A 20149-nucleotide genomic window follows, 5' to 3' on the forward strand; every position below is an offset into this window, starting at 1 on the left:
GCCGTTCAGTTCGCCAGCACCGCCACCAGCAGGTCGGCCAGCCTGCGACCGGCGCTGCGGTCTTCGTCCAGCGTCGGGTTGTAGATCGCGATCTCCAGTCCGACCGCCTTGCCGCTCTCCAGCGCCGCGCGCAGCACCGTCTCGAGTTCGTCCCAGCCCAGCCCGCCCGGCACGCGGAAATCGACGGCCGGCATGATCGCGTCGTCGAGCACGTCGGCGTCCAGGTGGATGAAGAAGCCGTCGAGCGCCGGCCGGCTCAGATGCGCCACCGCCGCGCGTGCGCCCGCAGCGATGCCCATGGCGCGGATCGCGGGCAGGTCGATCGTCTTCAGTTCGGGCGGCGGCATCTGGCTGCCGGCCTCTTCCTGGTCCTCGTGATCGCGGTAGCCGAAGGCCACCGTGTCCTCCGCCCGGACCAGCGGCGCGCGCCCCTCGATGTTCGTCAGCAGCGCGGGCCCGTGGCCCGTCGCCCAGGCCAGGTCCATCGAAGCGCCTTCGCCTTTGGGCTCGGCCTCGGGCTGGAAGAAATCGGCATTGCCGTCGATGAAGAGCAGCCCGTAGCGCCCACGCCGCCGCAGCGCGAGCATCGGCCCCAGCAGGATCGTGCAGTCGCCGCCCAGCACGAGCGGGAACTCCCCGGCATCCAGCACCGCCGCCACCGCATCGGCCAGCCTGGGCGACCAGCTCGCGATCGCTGGCGCATTGAGCACGCCGGTGCCGGGGTCTGGCCCGGGCTGCTTCGAGGGCACCTGCAAGCGGCCCGCATGGCGTGCGCCGATCCGCTCGGCGAGCCCGAATTCCAGCAGCCGGGCGGGCAGTTGCTCGACGCCTTCGGTGGCGAGGCCGAGCGAGGAGGGGGCTTCGATGATTGCACAATCGGGCATGGCTGAACGAACCTCCGATGGCCTCTTGACGTCCGTTTCAGCTTAGCACGCGGGTCTGCGGGCAGCGCCGTCCCATGCGGGCATCCGGGTCATGGGTTGACGCCGCGCTGCGACCCTGCCGTGCCGTTCGCACGGTGCGGGTGCGGCCTCTTCTTCAGAGCACCAGCTGCTTGCCGAAGCCCTGGATCGCCGCGTAGGTGGCGGTGAACACGCCCGTCGACAGCCGCTCTTTCAGCTGCGTGGGCGACAGCCCCGAGAACGCGCGCACCGAACGGCACATGTGGCTCTGGTCGGTGTAGCCCGCATCGAGCGCCAGCGCCGCGCCCGGTGCGTCGGCCGCCAGTCCCGTCACCGTGCGCTGGAAGCGTTCGACGCCCACGTGGCGCGATCGCGAGAGGCCGTGCTCGCGCAGGAAGGGCCGCTCGCGCTGGCGCTGCGACAGCAGCGGGTCCGGGCCGTGGCCGCGGTCGTGCTGCGGCGGCTGGTGCTGCTGCTGCTGCTGCGATAGCGCGCGCGCCGCATGCGCCTCGCGCGCCAGCTCGCGCAGCCATTGCTCCAGCACCTCGATGCGGCCCTGCGCCCCCGCCGCCGCGCGCATCGCCGACTGCAGTGCCGCGCGGCGCCCGGCCGGCACCACGTCGCCCAGGCCGAGGCGCCGGTCGGTCAGCGCCTGCGCCTCCACGCCGAACACCGCATGCAGCCAGCGCGGATCGAGCAGCCCCAGCGTCGCCGTCACCTCGCGCGAGACCGCATAGCCCGCCGCCCGCGTCGCCACCCCCGTGAGCGCGAGCACCGGCGCGGCGCGGTCGTCCTTGTCGCTCGCGATCTCGCCGCCCGTCGTGACGCTCAGCACCACCACGTTGGCCGGCAGCGTGTGGCCCTGCCAGTCGGCCGCCGCATCCATGCGCCCGCTCACGTCCAGCACCGACACCAGGCCGGGCAGCGCGCGCGGCCCCGCCGGCTTGCGGGTGCGGATTTCCAGCGCCGCCGCGCGCGCATGTCGTTTTCGTTCAAGACCGTGCGGCGTGCGCGCGGTAGCTTCCGTCGCTTTGACTGGAATCTCGGAGCGAGCGTGAGAGCGATTGGAATTCATCGGCATGGAACGGTCTCGGAACTGCAGCAGCTGGAACTCCCGGTGCCGCGGCCCGGGCCGCACGAGGTGCGCGTGCGCGTGGTCTGCAGCAGCGTCAACCCCGCGGACATCCGCGCGCGCCGGCCCTCGGCCGAGCGCGTGATCGAGCGGCGCTTTCCGCTCGTGCTGGGCTACGACGTCTCGGGCGTGGTCGAGCGCGTGGGCGAGTTTGTCACAGGCTTCGCGCCCGGCGACGAGGTCTTCGGCTCGCCCAGCCTCACGGGCCAGCACGGCGCCAACGCCGAGCAGGTGCTCGTCGACCACCGCTCGCTGCAGCGCAAGCCGCCCGAGCTTTCGCATGCCGAGGCCGCCGCGCTCTCGCTCGCCGGCGTGACCGCGCTCGAATGCCTGGAGCGCGCCCTGGCCATCACGCCCGCGCGCCGCTTGCTCGTGCATGCGGGCGCGGGCGGCGTCGGCCACCTGCAGCTGCAGTTCGCGCGCGCCCTCGGCCTGCGCGCCTGGGCCACCGCCGGCTCGCCCGAAACCATCGAGGCCTGCCGCCGCCACGGCGCCGAGCGCGTCATCGACTACCGCCGCGAGGACTTCGTCGCCCTCTGCCGCGAAGAGGCCGGCCCGCACGGCATGCCGATCATCATGGACAACGTCGGCGGCGAAGTCTTCACCCGCTCCATGGAGGCGCTCGCGCCGCTCGGCACCCTGGTCTCCATCGTGCCCACCGCCGTGCCCGTGGCCGGCCAGCTCTTTCCCAAGGCCGCCACGCTCGTGCACCACGTCATGGGCGCCGCGTCGATGTGGGGCATCGAGCACAGCCAGGGCCGCGCCCTCGGCCGCGTCGTCGAGATGGCGCTACGCCACGGCATCCGCCCGCACATCAGCCAGCGCTGGCCCGTGCGCGACCTCGCGCTTGCGCATCGGCAGATCGAGGGCGGGCACACGATCGGCAAGGTCGTCATCGACGTGGAAGGCGGCTGGTAGCCGCCGCGCCGCTCATGCGCGGTGCGCGGCTGCGAGCGGGTACGCGGCCAGCGGCTCGTGCAGGTAGGGCGGCGCGCGGTGCGAGCGCACGAGCCTGAACTCGCGCACCTGCCAGCGGATCGGCGCGAGCGTGGGCGGGCGCGCGGCGTGGGCGCTCTCGCGCGCGATGGTCACGTGCGGATTCCAGGCCGGGCGCGCTGCCATGAGGCCGATGCTGCGCACCGCGCGCAGGATGCCTTCATGCAATGCGTGCAGCGCTTCGTGCTCGGCGGGTTGAACGACGGAGACGTCGTTGTTCCAGGTGCGCGAGGTGTTCAGCGCGAGTTCGAAGGAATGCTGCGTCGGCGTATTCGCGAGGGCTTCGCGCAGGCGCTCTTCGGCCGTGCTGTCTTCTTCTTTTTCTACGAGGTCGAGCAGCGTGAGATGAAGGCGGTCCAGCCGCGGCAAGTAGTGACCGCGCGGCCACAGCCATTGGGCGCGGTGCGCCTGGATCGCGGCCTGCACTGCAGGGCCGGGGAAGAGGGCGATCAGGAGGTGCGGGCGATTTCGTTCTTCTTCAGCCTGCCAAGCCGCGTCGAGGGCAATGCTTTGCTCGAACATGCTGCACGCGCGCGGACCGCTGCTTGCTCACTCGGCCGGCGGCCACCACTGCATCGCCGTGGTGCGGATCACGCGCGCGGCCTCGACCCGGAGGTCGCAGGGCTGGAGCTTCTTGCTGCCTTTGTCCGCAGCGACGCGGAACGGCCAGGTCGAAAGCCGCGCGGCCGCATGCGCGCGCGGGAGCTGGCGAAGCAGCGGCGATGAGAAGAACAGGATCCGCGCAGAAGGAGGAGAAGAAGAGGGCGCCGGCGGGGTGGCGGTGGTCATGGTGTCGCCTTGAATGTTGCTCTTGGAGACGACGTATTCTAGCAATAATACTGTATGAAAGTACAGTGTAATGATGCGGCCAAGGTCGTCTTAGTGCCACGTGCGGGTTCTCACAACCCTACATGGGAAGGCCAAACGTCTGCACCGTGCTCCCAAAGGAGAGGTCCAAGGTCGTGTAGGTGCTAAATCGCGAGAACAGATTTAGTGTTGAATGGGGAGAAAACCTGCTTAATTGACAGCTGCTAATAGTACTCAACGGCAAAATACGATGCGATCGATATTTTCATTATCGAATACAAGGTGCTTGTCTGAAAGATTTTCGTAGTATGTCTTGTAACGGAGCTCGACAAATTTGAATCCTTGGGCAACTGAATGAACCTGCCTAGGATTGGACGCTAAACGCACAAGTAAGCTTAGAACTGAGTCTAAGTAGTCGTGCGTATGTTCTATTAGCATTTTTGTGTAGCGAGGCGTTACGCCGCTATGCACAATGATATTTCTAGTTCTATAAATTCTACGGATCTGCCACTCTAAGCGCTGGCTATGTGCATCCAATGCAGCGCGTACCGAGTTGGCTGATGAGAGCATCTGCTTGAAATAGTTGAATCGATCTCGCAAAAGATGAAAATCCTTGAATGAATCTTCAAGACGACGTCTAGGAACCTCGAACTCGGGCAATGCTGCAAGCCGCACCAGTCGATCAGTGAACTTCTTGCCAGAGATTGTTTTAAACACTTTTCTAGTGAAATCCGCGTTCCAGTAAAGAAGATCCTTGACAAGGTTATTTATGAGTCGCTCGATGTAGCAATAATTTAAGAACGGGATCAAGCATTTGGTAATGTGCTCGATATTGGAGGTGTCGTCTGACTTCGACTCAGAAGGCACTAATGATTCTAGTGCAATCCAAAGGTTCAAAATTTGATTTTCATCTGCGTTACTGCGAACCGCCAGAGCATGGAGTTCCGCGCTCCGGATGAATTTCGAAAAGGATTCTCGTTCCAAAGAAAAATTGTTGGCAAACTCTTGGAGACGTCGGCTGGCTACGGTCTCAAGTAAATCGGTGCATTTTTGCATCGAATTCGTCGGCTCGGAAATTGTATAGTGCTGCTCAGCATTTTTTTCATATACAACACACTCCGGTAACCACGATGAGCGTTCGCGATGGTGGAAGAGCGTCAGGAGCGTAGCGGTAAGATTCAAAAGGCGTTCCGCAACGGTTCGTGCTGAATAAGGATCGGGTGCACGCACGTCGCGAACTACGGCTGACAAGCTCCCATCGTTTGAACTAAAGGAGCCAGGAAGCTTCAAATGACCCAGATCATCTGGCAAGGTGCGATGGACCGTCATCTTCAGCTCGGAAAAGGCAGGTATGGCATGTTCGAAGATTTTGTCGACTCGAAAGACGACCACATACTCATTGGCCCCGCCGGAGAAGAGCTTGAAAAACTCGTTTAGCGTCTCTGGCCCCGTCACCCGTCCCGGGCCATAGTGAAATGTTTGCCGCGCTTTTTCCTCCAAAAACCTGCTGCTTAAACCAATCGCTGTGAGCGCCGTGATGTAGGTTCTTGTTAATCGGCGAAGCCGACCGTAGGGCGCACCTGCGCGAACTGCCTCTAGCAGAAGCTCTTCGTTTCTCTGGCGATACTTTTCCGAACGAAGCTGGACAGCGAGAAGCTCGAGTGCGATTTGAAGTTCCTTATGGGAGATTTTTGGATTCTTTAGCGTAGGGAGAAATGCTGCTGTTGGGAGAGGCACTAAAGACTGAGCAACAGGATCTCGTTCAAAGTTGCTGGCCAGTTCAGCGGCCACATGTGCAACATTGGGAGCCTTGATGTTTCCTGCCTCTACATCTGAAATTGTGGAAATAGCCTCTTGGCAAAGCAACCCTGTATGCATTACGGATGCTTTGTACGTGTCGAGAGAGTACTCGAAGAGCATCTCGTCAATAAGTTGAACTACAAAAAGCAGAGCCGGGGTTTTTGCCGCGTCATCCCATTTTGTTAATTTTCGGAAACGCATAGGCTACGATGTAGTTGAAGCTATATGGAGCAATGTAGACATTGCTAGCAGTCTAGGCCATTCTGGTTCGCGCGTTCCCTCGCGGCAGAACCCTCCGGTTCAACATAACTGCCGTGTGCACCCAGGAATGATCCTTCAGGGTGATATTTTCCGTCCATTCCCAGAAATGCCCCAGGAAGATGGTACTGATGATCGGCGCCTAAAAAGGATCCTTGGGCATGGAAGCGACCATCGTTCCCAAGGAAACTGTTTTGGGGGTGGTATTTGCCATCGGACCCTAGGAATGCGCCCGGAGGATGGTACTTTCCATCGACTCCAACAAATGATCCGGCGGGGTGGTACTTTCCGTCGACTCCTACAAAGTGCCCACTTGGGTGGTACTTTCCGTCGGCCCCGGCGAACTCCCCCGCCCGATGATATTTGCCATCAGTTCCAACGAATGATCCAGATGGATGGTACTTGCCGTCTATGCCAGCAAAATAGCCGGCAGGATGATACTTACCATCTATACCGAGAAAGGAGCCTGCAGGGTGGTACTTGCCGTCAACGCCCAGAAACTTACTTGCCATTTGGATTAACGGTCGGAAAAAGAATGTAATTGTGCGATGCTCTCCCACTTTTTTGTTACTTGGCAGTCCAGGGATTTCGCCTAGGCATTTGAACTCTTGACAAGTACCAGAAGCGCGAACTGCCAGAGTGGAAGAATTCTCCTTTGGAGAGTCGCATGGTGCTGTCGTGTCTGGTCTATCGGATGGCGCATTGACGGGCTGGAGAACACGTTGACGCCGGGCGATGAGCGCGTCGCCATGAGGGGCAAAATCCGAGCTGCGCCTTTCAGGTGATGCGCTCGAGCAGACGCAGGAGTGGGGCTGGACGGCGTATGGCTACCAGACGGTCGAAGCCTATGAAAAGCGTGAACGGCCGGACTGGAAGAACTCGCCGATCGAGAGCCGCATGGTGCTGACGTGTTCGGTCGATCGATTGGAGAAGTGATTGCCGTTTTCGATTGACCGCCCACTGCTCGTCAATGCCTCTCCCCCGCCCCCTGCTGCGTCGCCACCTGCAACAACACCGGATCCACCACCGCCTCGCCTTTCTCCTTCGCAGGCGCGGTCGCGCAGCGGCCATACGTATCGTCGAAGCGCACGATGTCGTCCTCGCCCAGATACCCGCCGGTCTGCACCTCGATGACTTCGAGGATGGTCTTGCCGGGGTTCTCCAGCCGGTGGATGGCGCCGAGGGGCAGGTAGATCGATTCGTTCTCGCGCACCAGGCTGACCTGTCCGTCGCAGGTGGCCTTGGCGGTGCCCTTCACCACGATCCAGTGCTCGGAGCGGTGGTGGTGCATCTGCAGTGAAAGCTTGCAGCCGGGCTTGACGGTGATGCGCTTGACCTGAAAGCGCTCGCCGGTGTCCAGGCTGTCGTAGTCGCCCCAGGGGCGCACCACGCGGCGGTGTTCGGTGGCTTCGGGGTGACCTTCGCGGCTGAGCATCTTCACGACCTCGCCGACCTGTTCGGCGCAATCGGCATTGGCCACGAGCACGGCGTCGAGGGTGTCGACGATGATGAGGTGCTCGGTGCCTAGGGCGACCACGGGGCGGTGCGGGGCGTGGATGAAGGTGTCGCGCGCGCCCAGGGCGCGGGCCTTGCCGCTGAGGCGGTTGCCGGTGTCGTCGGCCCCGTGCAGCTTGGCGACGGCGTTCCAGCTGCCGACGTCGCTCCAGTTGCCGTTGAACTTGACGACGGCGACGCCGGCATGCTTTTCCATCACGGCGTAGTCGATGCTGTCGCTGCGGCAGGCGGCAAAGGCCTCGGGGTCGAGGCGGTGGAAGCTGCCGTCCACGGTCACGCCGGCGGCGGCGCGTTCGCAGGCTTCGAGGATGTCGGGTGCATGCGTGCGCAGCGCGGCCAGCAGGGTGCTCGCACGCGCAAGGAAGATGCCGGCGTTCCACCAGTAGCCGCCGTGCAGGATGAGCGCCTCTGCGACCTCGGCGCTGGGTTTTTCCATGAAGCGGGTCACGGCGCGGCTGCGGCCGTCGGCCAGGTCGGGGCCGGCCTCGATGTAGCCGTAGGCGGTGCTGGCAAAGCTGGGCGCGATGCCGAAGGTGACGATGTGGCCCGCGAGCGCGGCGTCGATGCCGCTGCGCACGGTCTCGGCGAAGAGCTCGGTGTCGGGAATGTGGTGGTCCGACGGCGCGAAGAGGAGCAGCGCCTCGGGCCCGGGCGCGAGCAGCGCGGCCGCGGCGATGGCCGCGGCCGTGTTTCGCGCCACGGGCTCGAGGATCTGCCGGCCGGTGGTGCCGGCCTTGTCGGCTGCCTCGCGCACGAGAAAACGGTGGTCTTCCGAGGCGATGCAGGTGACTTCGCGGTTGAGGCTGGAGAGCCGTTCGAGGGTGAGCTGCAGCAGGCTCTTGTCGCCGATCAGCGGCGCGAACTGCTTGGGCAGCGCCTTGCGCGAGAGCGGCCACAGGCGCGTGCCGTTGCCGCCGCAGAGCACGACGGGGTGGATGAGGGGGAGCGGAAGCGTGGTCATGGCGTTGTCCTTGTTCTGCTGTGCTGTTGCTTCAGAGCTGACCGGTGTGGGTGGCAAAGCTCACGGCCTGCGCGCGCGAGTGCACCTGCAGCTTCTTGTAGATGTTCTTGATGTGGGCATTGACGGTCTGCCCCGAGATGCCGAGCCGCAGGCTGATCTCCTTCGACACGCAGCCGCGCGCCACGCAGCGCAGCACCTCGCGCTCGCGCGCGGTCAGGGTCACCTCGCGCGCGGGCGCCTCGGGCATGGGCGGCTCCTCGGTGCCCTGCAGGTTCATGCGCGCGAGCAGCCGCCGCGTGAGCTTGGGCGTGATGACGGCGCCGCCGTTCACCACGTGCAGCACGGCCTGGGCGAAGCTCTGCAGCCAAGCGTGCTTGAGCAGGTAGCCGGTGGCGCCGAGCTCGAAGGCGTGGATCACGTGGGCGTCGTCCTCCAGCGCGGAGATGACGATGATCTCGCAGTAGCGGTGCAGCTTGCGCGCCTCGCGGATCAGGTCGAAGCCCGATCCGTCGCCGAGCCGCAGGTCGACCATGAGCACGTCGAACTGGTGGGTGGCCAGCAGGCGCCGGCCGTCGCGCACGCTGCCGGCCTGGGCTTCGAGGTGGATGCGCAGGTCCGAGAGCAGCTCCTGCGCGATGACGCGGCGCATGAATTCGTCGTCGTCGACCAGCAGCACGCGCACCGGCGCGTCTTCCTGGCCGGTGAGAAAGTGCGGCCAGAGCGGTTCGGGCGGCGGACAGACGCCAGTGGTGTACACCGGGCGGCGCTCGGACACCCGCGCGGAGTCGGGGGCGTCGGCAGAGTGGGGCGCGGTATCGGGCATGTGGTTTCCCTGTTTGATGGAGGTTGGACGGGGTGTCATAGGCCTTGGGATACTTGGCTCGTCTGGAAGAAAGAGCGGCGCTGCTGCCGGTCAGTCGGCCACGCAGCGCAGCAGCTCCTGCTCGAGCCGCAGCAGGATGGCGTTGCGGTCCAGCTCCGTTTCCGCAAAGGCGCGGGCGGCGGCGCCCAGCGCTTCGCGTTGCGGGCGCGACACCGCGAGATGGGCGATGGCATCGGCCAGCGCATCGGCATCGCCGGGCGCGACCACCAGGCCGCGGCCGGAGACCACGCGGCTCAGCTCGGTGCCGGCATGGGCGGTGACGATCACGGCCTTGCCGCTCGCGAGCATGCCGGCGAGCTTGGAGGGCATCACCAGGTCGGCGGCGTCGGCGCGCTGCGGCAGCACGTGGATGTCGGCCGTGCCGAGCAGCTCGTTGAGCCGCTCGACGGGCTGGAGGTCGAGGAAATGAACCCGCGGCAGGTCGGCACAGGCGGCCTCGAGCGGCTCGCGGCTCGGGCCTTCGCCGCAGAAGACGAAGTGGATGTGCGCCGCCGCCACCAGGCGGTGCGCCGCTTCGGCGAGCAGCTCGATGCCCTGCTTGCTGCCCAGGCTGCCGGCATAGAGCACCACCACCTCGTCGGCCGGAATGCCGAGCATCGCGCGGTAGCCGCCGGCCGCGGCGGCGGGCTGCGGGAAGATCGAGCGCACGTCCACCCAGTTGGGCAGCAGCACGAGGCGGGTGGCGTCGATGCCCTTGGCGCGCGCCTTGTCGAGCATGGCGGCCGAGATGGTCGATACGCGATGGAAGCGGCCCAGCAGCCAGCGTTCGACCGACAGCGCAAGGCGCCGCGCGCGCGTGCCGCGCACCAGGCCCAGGTCGAAGGCCGCGTCGACCTCGTAGTCCTGGATGTGCAGCCACGACTTGATGCCGAGCAGACGCGAGAAGAACAGCACCGCGGGCGCGCACATCAGCGGCGGCTCGACGACGAACACCAGGTCCGGCTTCCAGCGGATCTGCGCGAAGAGCAGCGGCATGCTCGACACCATGAACGACAGCAGGTGCGCCAGCCGCGCCAGCGCACGCGGCCGCGCCGGCACCCAAGTGGGCGCGCGCCACACGGTGATGCCGTCGCAGTCGGTCTTGCGCCAGGCCCAGGCCGAGTGGCCGTCGAACAGCGCCCAGTGCGGAAAGAAGGGCGGCGACGCGATCACGCGCACCTCGTGGCCCTTGGCATGCAGCCACTGGGCCATCTCGCCCGAGTACTTGCCGATGCCCACGAGCTCGGGCGAGAAGTTCATCGAATAGAGAAGGATCTTCACGATGCGCTCCCGCAGGCGCCGCGGACCAGCCGGACGATGGGATAGAAGCCGAACTGCCGGCGCATGCGCACCTCGTACAGCACGAAGTCGGTCACGCAGGCGAGAAAGAACACGTAGTGCGGCTTGCCCGGAAAGAGCGGCACGACCAGTGCGTAGGACAGCAGCCGCAGCGCCACCTCGAGCAGCGCCCATCGCCCCAGCATGCCCATCGGCGTGACGAGCGAGAGCTGCATCTCGTGGTGGATGGTGTACGTGCGCAACAGGAAGTAGGGCACCAGACAGAGAAAGATCTCCAGCGCCTCGCGCCCCACCTTCAGCAGCGGCGCGGCCACGGTGATGACCACCGCGAGGCCCGCGAACAGGAAGCAGCCGAGCCAGAACGACTGCCGGGCCAAGCGCAGCGTCGACGCATCGGCGCCGCCGTCCTCGGTGCCGAGCATCGCGCGGGTGCGGGTATAGAGAAAGGCCTGCACGAACTGCGAGGGCGCCTCGGCGAGCAGGAAGGCGATCTTGAAGGCGCCCACGTAGCCCAGCGGCATGAAGAAGGCCACGATGAGCAGGTCCGACTTGCGCAGCAGGAACATCAGCAGCGAATAGCCGGTCCCGCGCGCCTGCGCGCCCAGTGCGAGCAGCGCCGGCCCGGGCGGCGGACCCGCGGCCCAGCCGCGGCGCAGGCAGGCCGCACCCACCACCAGCAGCGCCACCAGGTTGATGAGCAGCAGGTGCGAGGCGCTCATCTCCAGGCCCAGCGCCGCGAGCGCCGCCACGCCAAGGAAGAGCACGGTCGCGCGGATGCCCGCCTCCAGGTTCAGCAGCCCGGCATGGCCCAGGCCGCGGCTGTAGGCGAGCCGCAGGCCGATGAACGAGAACACCGCGAGCATCGCGACCATCAGCAGGAAGGGCGTGCCCACCACGGGCAGGTGCTGGACCTGCAGGATCGCGGCGATCAGCAGCGTGCCGAGTGGCAGCCCGATTGCGAGCGTGCGCCGCACGTCACCCGCGCGCACCCCCGGCGGCACGGCCGCGGCCTCGCGCGAGAACAGCAGCGAACTGCCCAGCGTGCCCAGGACCAGCGCGACCTCGAGCACCGACTGGTAGATCGAATAGGCGCCGAACTCCGCCGGCGGCACGTAGGCCGCCATCGCGAACAGCGCGACGAAGCCCGAGAGGTACACGTAGAGCCGCGAAGCCAGCGCACCCAGGCCGCGCAGCGGCACGGCACGCATGCCGGCAAGGCCGATGGCGCGGTGCAGCAGCGGGTTCATGCGCGTGCCTCCGGTCGTCATGGCTCATTTCGATGCGGGCGCATCGGCGAGGCGGCCCGCGCCCACGGCGCGCTGCGCGAGCAGGCCGCAGACGAAGGCCCAGTTCTTGGCGCGCCGCGCGAGCAGCAGCGCATAGGTCAGCAGCGCCACCATGCGCACGCGGCCGTGCAGCGCATGCCCCATGGCCAGCTTGGCGCTGCCCTGGAAGTGCAGCGCGAGCACGTTGACCATCTCGCCGCGCGGCGTGACCACGCAGGGCTGGCCGTCGACGTGGACGATGCGCTTGGCACCGCCGCGCACCTCGAACTCGTCGGCGTTCAGGTTGTGGCCGCCGTTGATGTTGTGGTCGATCACGCGGCCGCCGAACACGCGGTTGATCGGCTCGGCATTGCCGCTCGCCTGTGCCCACAGGTGCAGCAGCGTCATGTCCGACACGCCGCCGCGCACCCCGCGCGCGGCAAAGCGCGCCGCGATGGCGCGCAGCTTGCGCCGGCCCGAGGGCGTGGCATAGGTGTTGAGCACGAAGGCCACGAAGCGCTGCAGGCCCTCGGCCGTCCAGTAGCTCACGTGCGGCGAGATCTGGCACGGATCCCAGCCGTCGCGGGGCTGCATGTACGAGCCCGAGAAGTCCGCCTTGCCGACGACTCGGCGGATGTGCGCGCCGATGCCGCGGAACAGCAGCACGTCGCTGTCGATCAGCACGAACTCGCGGCAGTCGGGGTGGTGCCGGAGGTGCTCGGCCAGCAGGAAGTAGCGCCGGAAGCAGATCTTCTCGAACTCGGGCGGGTTGCTCGACAGGTGCACGTAGCTGCGGCACAGGCGCTCGTAGTCCGGCCCCGCGTCGGTGCCCGCGAGCACCACCAGCGGTTCCTCCGCGCGCGCGGCCGACTCCCGGCACAGCAGCAGCGATTTGTTCTGGCGGTCTTCCACCACGATGAAGACGAGCGGCGTGTTGTTCATGTTCAGGTTCGATCGATGGTTGGGTTCAGGGCCGCGCCGCGGTGGCGCTGCGCACCAGCGCCACGTGCGCGGGCAGGAAGCGCAGGCCGGCGTCGAGCGGCATGTCGAGCGTGAAGAGGCCGCCGCGCGCCTGGGCCTCGGCGATCCAGTCGCGCAGCTGGGCGGCGCTGAAGCGCGGCGCGGTCGGCTGCGCCCACGAGGCGCCCAGCGGCGTGAGCAGGTGGAACATCAGCTCGCCGGGCCGCCGGTCGAGCAGCGCCGAAAGCGAGGCCGGCGCCGGCGGCTGCATGAACTCGCCCGCCATCAGGTTCTGGCACGGCGCGGCGCGCCGGCTGAAGCGCGCCGGCCCTTCGCCCGGGTTGAAGGCGAGCCAGCGCTCGGTGCCGCCGCTTCGCGCCGCGGCGCAGAGCGCGGCCCAGCGCTCGGGCGACATGCCCTCGGTGTTGTAGGTGCCGTCGAACCACCATCCGCGCACCAGCGGGCCGTAGTGCGCGGACCAGTGGCGCACCACCTCGGCCCAGGCGGCGGTGAAGCGCGCGGGCGGCGGCTTCTGCTCGGACACGTCGCCGAGGCAGTCCATCAGATAGGCGTCTTCCTGCGGCGCGCGGAACGGCAGGTACAGCACCAGCGCGATGCCGCGGCGCTGCAGCGCGCGGCCGATCTCCAGCGGCAGGTCGCGCGGCGCCCGGTGCCGCACGCTGGCGGGGCAGAGCGCCTCCAGCGCGGCATTGGGCGCGATGAACTGGCCGTTGTTCTGGCCGAGCGTGAGGATCAGGTAGGAGGCCCGCATGCGCGCGAGCGCGGCGGCCAGCGCCTCCACGTCGAGCGCTGCGGACTCGGCCGCGACCGATTGCTTGTCGGGCAGGAAGTGCAGCATCACGCCGAAGCCCGGCGCGGGCGCCTCCTGCGCGAAGCCGCAGGCAGCCGCGGCGCCGAGCAGCGCGGCCGCCGCGAGGCGCCGGAGGGCGACGAGGCGCCGCCTCATTGCATCGCTCCCGCGAGCGCGACGGCTTCGCGCTTGAGCGTCAGGTAGCGCCCGGCCACCGCGGCCGGGGCGCAGGCCTCGGCATGCGGCCAGGCCGCGTGCGCGCCGCGGTGCCCGGCGAGGTAGCGCCCGAGTTCGTCCAGGTCGCAGGCCGCGTCGCCGACGAGGAAGGCATAGCCGCCGAACAGCTCGCGGTGCACCGGAATGTCCGACAGCACCAGCGGCACGCCCAGCGTGGCCGCCTCGGCGGCCGAGAGGTTGAAGCCCTCGAAGGTCGAGAGCGAGATGAAGGCCGTGGCGCCCCCATAGAGCCGGATCAGTGCCTCGCGCGAGACCAGCCCGCGGTGGCGGATGCAGTCGCGCAGCGCGGGGTCCAGGCCTGCGACCATGCGCTTGACCTCGGCCGCGCCGTTGCCCGTGATGTCGAGCCAGTCGACGAGGCCGGCCTGCTTCATGCGCACGAACAGCGCGAGCGTGCCGCTGAAGTTCTTGTGCGGGTAGTAGTGGTAGGCCGCGATCAGGTAGCGCCCGCAGGCCGGCGCGGGCGCGGGTGCGGGCGCGCGCGGCGCGTCCACGGGATTGAAGATCACCGCGGCATGCCGGCAGGGCGGGAAGTGGCGCTCGAAGTCCTGCTGGCTGCTCTGGCTGATGAAGACCACGTCGGCCTCGCTGCGCGCCGCGCGCCGCAGGCTCCAGTCGAGCCACAGCCGCTTGGTGCGGCTGAAGTACTGCGGGTACGACTTGTACTGCAGGTCGTGCACGATCACGATCGAGTCGCGGTGCCGCCCGAGCGGCGAGAACGGCAGGAAGTAGTTCGGGAACAGCGAGAACACCCGCTCGCCCGAGGCCAGCCTGCGCAGCCCGTGGTAGTTGTAGAGCAGCGTCTCGAGCAGGAAGCGGCTGAAGCCCACGCGCCTGGCCGCGGCAAAAAGGCGCGGATGCCGCTCGCTGATCGCCTCGATGCGGTCGCCCTCCGCGAGCCGCATGCCGCGCAGCAGCAGCTCGGACACGTTCAGCACGCCGCCCGCGCCGCGGTTCAGGCGGATCGTGTCGTAGAACAGGTAGGTCGCCATGGCGGTCCTCATGCGGTGCGGGCCGCGCCCAGCGGCGCGGCGGCGCGGCGCAGCCGCCGCACGCGCGCGCTCAGCACGCCCGCGAGCACCGCCGCGATCAGCCCCGAGGCCGCGAACGGACCCCAGCCCAGGATTGGCCCGCGCATGAACGGCACGTAGGCGGCCAGCAGCACCAGCGCCGAGAGATAGCTGCCCGAGACGGCGACCGGCCGGTCGACCAGCCGGTCGAGCACGCGCGAGCCGGCCGAGATCGCCAGGCCGAGCAGCACCGGACCGAGCAGGCCGAAGTCGAAGTACGCGGTGGTGAAGGGCGGCAGCGAGAGGTTGGCCTGCGAGAAGTTGTTCAGGATCTCGGGCCAGCCGAGCGGATCGAAGTCCGGGAACATCTTCAGGTCGCGCGGCAGGAAGAACGAGAACGCGGACAGCAGGTAGCGGCCCATGCCCAGGTCGGGCGAGGGCGCCCGCTCGAGGATCGCGGCCACGATGAACATGGCGTCGAAGTCCTGGCTGTACGGGAAGGTGGTGAGCGTTTCGCCCCAGAAGCTGCCGCGCGAGACCAGGTTGAGCACCGGCCCCAGCCCCGCGATCGCGCCGAAGATCAGCACCGGCAGCGCCCAGCGCCACTTCTGGCCGAAGCCGTGGATGAAGAGCGGCAGCAGGCCCACGAGCAGGATCTGCCGCGGCGTGTTGACCGGGTTGGCCGCCAGCGCCGCCAGCGCGAAGGAAATGGCCGCGGCGCACCAGGCCCACACCGTGCGGCGGTGCACCGCATGGATCGCGAGCGCCACGAAGCACATCAGCACGATGAGCTTCGGCAGGGTCGAATAGACGATGTAGTCGACCGGCAGGGTGGTCTCCTCGCCGACGATGCCGCGCGCGACGAAGTTGAGCTCGGGCCGGATGAACAGCGAGGCGAAGGCCGCGAGCGAGCCGCTCAGCAGCAGCAGGAAGGGATGCGCCACGCCGGAGGACTGCAGCCCGGTGTAGGCCGGCTGCCGCCCGGGCGGGCCGGCCATGCCGATGCGCGCGGCCTCCACGCCCGCCATGTAGAGCAGCAGCAGCGTCAGCGCCTGCCGGTGCGCCTGCGCGTCCAGCACGCCGGCGTCCCAGAACGAGACGTCGGCGGCGATCTGCAGGGCCGGCGCGAGCGAGAAGTAGGTGAGGATCGTGGCGTAGTGGATCAGCAGGAACGCGCTCGCCCCGGGCACCGTCAGCACCGCGATCTGAACCAGCGCCAGGGCGCACACCGCCATGTAGCCCCAGACCGGATCGAGCCAGCCGCAGAAGAAGGCGGCGGCAATGCCGAACCAGAAGCAGAGTGTTCTCATGGTGGGCCTCGTCGTTGGTGGGCGGCGTCGGGTTCAGGCGTGCGCGATTTCCTGGATCGGCCGCAGCGCCTGCTGGTAGTCGGCGTAGGTGCGGCGCAGCCCGTCGGCCAGCGGCACCGTCGCGCGCCAGCCGAACGAGGCCGCGCACGACACGTCGAGCAGCTTGCGCGGCGCGCCGTCGGGCTGCGAGGTGTCGAAGCGGATGCGCCCGCGGTAGCCCACCACCTCGCCGATCAGCTGCGCGAGCTCGGCGATCGACAGGTCCTCGCCCGTGCCCAGGTTGATGTGCGCGCACATCGGCGTGGTGAGCTGCTCGTAGCGCTCGCGCGCGAGGCCCATCACCTGGATGCAGCCCTCGGCCATGTCGTCCACGTAGAGGAACTCGCGCCGCGCGCGCCCGGTGCCCCAGATCAGCACCTCGGGCGCATCGGTGGTCTTGGCCAGGTGGAAGCGCCGGATCAGCGCCGGCACCACGTGGCTGTTCTCGATGTGGTAGTTGTCGCCCGGGCCGTAGAGGTTGGTGGGCATCACGCTGCGGTAGTCGACGCCGTGCGAGGCGCCGTACTGCCGGTTGTAGCTTTCGCAGAGCTTGATGCCCGCGATCTTGGCGATCGCGTAGGGTTCGTTCGTCGGCTCGAGCTTGCCGCCGAGCAGCGCGTTCTCGTGGATCGGCTGCTCGGCAAGCCGCGGGTAGATGCAGCTCGAGCCGAGGAACAGGAGACGCCGGACGCCCGCGAGGAACGCCTGGTGCGTGACATTGGCGGCGATCATCAGGTTGCGATAGATGAACTCCGCGGGATAGGTCATGTTGGCATGGATGCCGCCGACCTTGGCCGCGGCCAGGTAGACCTGGTCGACGGGCTCGGCGGCGAAGAAGCGGCGCACGGCCTCCTGGTCGAGCAGGTCCAGTTCCTCATGGCTGCGCGTGACGACCTCGTGCCCGAGGTCCAGCAGGCGCCGCATGAGCGCCTGTCCCACCATGCCGCGATGACCAGCAACGTAGATACGCATATGTTCTTTCGGTTGGGTTGAAGGGAGTCCGTGGGGAGAAGGCCCTAGCGCGAGCCGTGGCCGCCGGCCACCACCGCGAAGGTCTTGAGCAGGATGGCCACGTCCTGGTGCAGCGAGAGCGTGGCGACGTAGTCGGCATCCATCGCCGCGCGGCGCCGGTAGCTGACCTCGTTGCGGCCGCTGACCTGCCACAGCCCGGTGATGCCCGGCCGCACCGCGCAGTAGCTGTGCCAGTAGCTGCCGTAGAGCACCTTCTGCGCGAACATGCAGGGCCGCGGGCCGACCATGCTCATGTCGCCCTTGAGCACGTTCCAGAACTGCGGCAGCTCGTCGAGGCTGTACTTGCGCAGGAAGGCGCCGAAGCGGGTGATGCGCGGATCGGGATCGAGCTTCTGGTACTTGTCCCACTGCCGCCGCGCCTCCTCGTTCTCGCGCAGGTGGCGCGCCAGCACCGCGTCGGCGTCGTGCGCCATGGAGCGGAACTTGTAGAAGCTGAAGATCCGGCCGTCGCGCCCGTAGCGCGGCTGCTTGTAGATCGCGGGCCGGCCCGAGGTCATCAGCACGCCGAGCCACACCAGCGCATAGGCCCATCCGAGGAAGAGGAAGAACGCGCTCGCGAGCACGATGTCCATGCCGCGCTTGGTCGCCATGAGCAGCCGGCGCGAGCCGGCCGCGGGGTGCACCGCGGCGTTGCTGCGCAGCGTGGTCATGTCGCGGCTCCCGTCGCGGCGGGCCGCGGCAGCTCGGGTGGCAGGCCCGGGTACTCGTGCGCGCGCAGCCGGTAGCCGCCGTAGCGATAGGCGAGGCTGCCGTAGTAGCGGCGGCGCGTGTCGAGCGCGTTGAGCACCACGCCCTGGAAATGCGCGCCGGCATGGCGCAGCTGCTTGGCGCTCTCGGTCAGGTCGCCGAGCTCGTTGTCGCCGGCGCGCGCCACCATCAGCAGCGTGCCCATGCAGGTGGCCATCTCGGCCGCCTCCGAGGCCAGCAGCGCGGGCGGCGTGTCGATGATCACCACTTCGTAGCTGCCCGAGACCTTCTCCAGCACGCGCGAGAAGGCATCGCTCGTGAGCAGGCCCGAGGGGTCCGCGGGCAGTGCGCCCGTGGTCATCACGTCGAGGTGCGGCAGCACGTTCTTGTGGGTCGCCGAGTCGATGTCGAGCGTGCCCTCGATCAGCTCCGACAGCCCGCCCTTGCGCTTCAGGCCGAAGCGGGGCGCGAGGCTGCTGCGCCGCAGGTCGGCGTCGATCAGCAGCACCCGGCGGCCGGTCGAGGCGAGCACCACCGCCAGGTTCGACGAGACGAAGGTCTTGCCCGCGCCGGGCGTGGCGCTGGAGATCATGATGCGGTTGTTGGGCGCGCGCGGCACCGCGAACTTGAGCGCGGTGCGCAGCCGCCGCAGCCCTTCGAGCGCGGGATCGTCCGGATGCTGCGCCGCGAGCACGTGCACGCCGGGGCGGCCGTGGCGCACGTCGCGGTCGAGCTTGCGCTGCAGCGCGCTCAGCGGCACCGTGCTGTAGACGTCGAGCCCGGTGTGGCTCTCGATCTCGGCCGGGCTCGCGATGGTGGTGCGCCACGAGCGCCGCAGGAAGGTCGATGCCGCGCCGAGGAACAGCCCGCCGAGTAGCGCAAGCCCCATCGTGATCACGGCCTTCGGACGGATCGGCTTCTCGGGCAGCAGCGCCTGGTCGAGCACGCGCACGTTGCCGATGCGGCCTTCCTTCGCGAGCCGCATCTGCAGCGAGCTGTTCAGGAGCGAGACGTAGAGCTCGGTGTTGACCTTGATGTCGCGCTGCATGCGCAGCGAGTCCTGCTGCAGCATCGGCATGCGGCGGATGCGCCCCTCCACCGTGCCGAGCGCACGCTTGAGCGTGGCGATCTGCGTGTCGATGGTCACCACGCTCGGGTCGCGGAAGGTGAAGCGCTCGGTCAGCTCGTGGCGCTTCTGCGTCGCGTCGAGCAGCCGCGCCTGCAGGTCGACGTTCTGCGCGAGCGCGTTGCGCGCCTCGTCGTCGAGGCTGATCGTGCCGTGCTGGTTGCGGTAGCGGTTGTAGACCTCTTCCGAATCCTCCAGCTGCTGCTTGAGCTTGGGCAGCTCGGTGCCGAGGAAGTTGAGCGCGCGCTGCGCCTGGGCCGTCTTCTGGTCGATGTTGACCCGCACGTAGAGCCGCGCCACCTCGTTCAGCAGGTTGGTCAGCTGCGCCGGGTTGCCGCTGCGCCAGCTCACGTCCATGACCGAGGACTGCTTGCCCTTCTCGACCACGCGCATGTCCTTCTGCAGCTCGAGCAGCGTGAGCTGCTTCGACTCGCGCACCAGCTTGAAGGCGGCGCCCGGCCGGGCCGAGAACGAGGCGACGAGCAGGTTCACCGGCCCGAGCGGCGTTTCGGCTTCCAGCGGCGTGCCGACGCGGCCGGCGAGCGGCTGGTCGAGCTTCGGATGGCTCAGCGTGTAGGCGCCGTCGGCGAGCGCGTTCAGGCGAAAGCGCGTGCCTTCGAGCTCGGCGGGCACGTCGAACTGCGCGACCGTGATGCGCTCGTTGCCGCTCACGTAGCCCGACATGCCGAGGAAACCGGGCTCCGAGAGCGCCTTGGCGCGCCGCGCGAGCCACGGGCCGACCACCGGCACGTAGAGCGGCTCGGCCTCGATGTAGAGCTTGGTGTTCTCGATCGCCTGGCCGAGCACCAGCCGCGACTTCAGGATCTCGGCCTCGCCCGCGGTCGGCGTCTTGGCGTTGAGCGCGCTGCTCGCCGAATCGCCGACCAGCGTGCCGCCCGAGCGCTCGGGGTCCTCGACCTGGATCAGCACGTTGGCCTCGTACACGCGCGGGCCGAACATCGCATAGGCCGCGCCGAGCAGCAGCGCCACGGCCGTGAACCTGGCGATCTTCCATCGGTTGTCGAGCAGCAGGTCGACGTGCTCGCGCAGCCGCGAGGGCGGACGCTCGGCCAGGGTGACGACGTCGGCGGGCGCGGGGATCAGGGGTTGGATGTGCGCATTCATGGGGTCCACCTTTGG

At 67.7% G+C, this 20149-nt stretch carries 17 protein-coding genes; 1 reads left to right on the forward strand and 16 read right to left on the reverse strand.

Going from position 1 to position 20149, the window contains the following annotated elements; all coding sequences use genetic code 11:
* Positions 1-5 precede the first annotated feature (5 nt).
* Positions 6-884, reverse strand: a complete 879-nt coding sequence (locus M2165_RS19645) for an arginase family protein (protein ID WP_280816258.1) — start codon at positions 882-884, stop codon at positions 6-8.
* A 154-nt stretch (positions 885-1038) separates the two neighbouring features.
* On the reverse strand, positions 1039-1815 hold the full coding sequence (locus tag M2165_RS19650) for a helix-turn-helix domain-containing protein (protein ID WP_280816259.1): 777 nt from the start codon (positions 1813-1815) through the stop codon (positions 1039-1041).
* 141 nt (positions 1816-1956) lie between these two features.
* On the opposite strand from M2165_RS19650, the gene M2165_RS19655 reads away from it, so the two are divergent.
* The gene (locus tag M2165_RS19655; RefSeq protein ID WP_280816260.1) at positions 1957-2952 is read left to right on the forward strand and encodes an NADP-dependent oxidoreductase; all 996 of its coding nucleotides are present in this window, start codon (positions 1957-1959) and stop codon (positions 2950-2952) included.
* Positions 2953-2964: 12 nt separating this feature from the next.
* On the opposite strand, the gene M2165_RS19660 is transcribed toward M2165_RS19655, so the two are convergent.
* From M2165_RS19660 to M2165_RS19725, 14 genes are all read right to left on the reverse strand, one after another.
* Positions 2965-3456: a 2'-5' RNA ligase family protein gene (locus tag M2165_RS19660; RefSeq protein WP_280816261.1), complete on the reverse strand. Its 492-nt coding sequence runs from the start codon at positions 3454-3456 to the stop codon at positions 2965-2967.
* Positions 3457-3579: 123 nt separating this feature from the next.
* Positions 3580-3819 (reverse strand): hypothetical protein, encoded by a 240-nt coding sequence (locus tag M2165_RS19665; RefSeq protein WP_280816262.1) that lies wholly within the window; start codon positions 3817-3819, stop codon positions 3580-3582.
* Positions 3820-4071: 252 nt separating this feature from the next.
* Complete coding sequence (locus M2165_RS19670) at positions 4072-5838, reverse strand: hypothetical protein (RefSeq protein ID WP_280816263.1); 1767 nt, start codon at positions 5836-5838, stop codon at positions 4072-4074.
* A gap of 1024 nt (positions 5839-6862) precedes the next feature.
* A complete protein-coding gene (locus M2165_RS19675) occupies positions 6863-8371 on the reverse strand; it encodes a mannose-1-phosphate guanylyltransferase/mannose-6-phosphate isomerase (protein ID WP_280816264.1) in 1509 nt (502 codons plus the stop codon).
* 31 nt (positions 8372-8402) lie between these two features.
* Positions 8403-9194, reverse strand: a complete 792-nt coding sequence (locus tag M2165_RS19680; protein ID WP_280816265.1) for a response regulator transcription factor — start codon at positions 9192-9194, stop codon at positions 8403-8405.
* Between the two features lie 90 nt (positions 9195-9284).
* Positions 9285-10514: a glycosyltransferase WbuB gene (locus tag M2165_RS19685; protein WP_280816266.1), complete on the reverse strand. Its 1230-nt coding sequence runs from the start codon at positions 10512-10514 to the stop codon at positions 9285-9287.
* A complete protein-coding gene (locus M2165_RS19690; protein ID WP_280816267.1) occupies positions 10511-11800 on the reverse strand; it encodes a polysaccharide biosynthesis protein in 1290 nt (429 codons plus the stop codon). Before M2165_RS19690 ends, M2165_RS19685 begins: the two co-directional genes overlap by 4 nt.
* A gap of 3 nt (positions 11801-11803) precedes the next feature.
* Positions 11804-12739 (reverse strand): hypothetical protein, encoded by a 936-nt coding sequence (locus M2165_RS19695; RefSeq protein ID WP_280816268.1) that lies wholly within the window; start codon positions 12737-12739, stop codon positions 11804-11806.
* Positions 12740-12764: 25 nt separating this feature from the next.
* Entirely contained in the window at positions 12765-13724 is a 960-nt protein-coding gene (locus tag M2165_RS19700; protein WP_280816269.1) for a hypothetical protein, read from the reverse strand.
* Positions 13721-14797, reverse strand: a complete 1077-nt coding sequence (locus M2165_RS19705; protein WP_280816270.1) for a glycosyltransferase — start codon at positions 14795-14797, stop codon at positions 13721-13723. The genes M2165_RS19700 and M2165_RS19705 overlap by 4 nt, the downstream gene beginning before the upstream one ends.
* An 8-nt stretch (positions 14798-14805) precedes the next feature.
* Positions 14806-16125, reverse strand: coding sequence for a hypothetical protein (locus M2165_RS19710; RefSeq protein WP_280816271.1), 1320 nt, complete (start codon positions 16123-16125; stop codon positions 14806-14808).
* A gap of 33 nt (positions 16126-16158) precedes the next feature.
* Complete coding sequence (locus M2165_RS19715) at positions 16159-17136, reverse strand: GDP-L-fucose synthase (protein WP_280816272.1); 978 nt, start codon at positions 17134-17136, stop codon at positions 16159-16161.
* 44 nt (positions 17137-17180) lie between these two features.
* Complete coding sequence (locus tag M2165_RS19720) at positions 17181-17846, reverse strand: sugar transferase (protein WP_280816273.1); 666 nt, start codon at positions 17844-17846, stop codon at positions 17181-17183.
* The gene (locus M2165_RS19725) at positions 17843-20134 is read right to left on the reverse strand and encodes a polysaccharide biosynthesis tyrosine autokinase (RefSeq protein WP_280816274.1); all 2292 of its coding nucleotides are present in this window, start codon (positions 20132-20134) and stop codon (positions 17843-17845) included. Before M2165_RS19725 ends, M2165_RS19720 begins: the two co-directional genes overlap by 4 nt.
* Positions 20135-20149: the final 15 nt, after the last annotated feature.

The organism is Variovorax sp. TBS-050B (genome assembly GCF_029893635.1).
In the GTDB taxonomy this organism is placed as follows: domain Bacteria; phylum Pseudomonadota; class Gammaproteobacteria; order Burkholderiales; family Burkholderiaceae_C; genus Variovorax.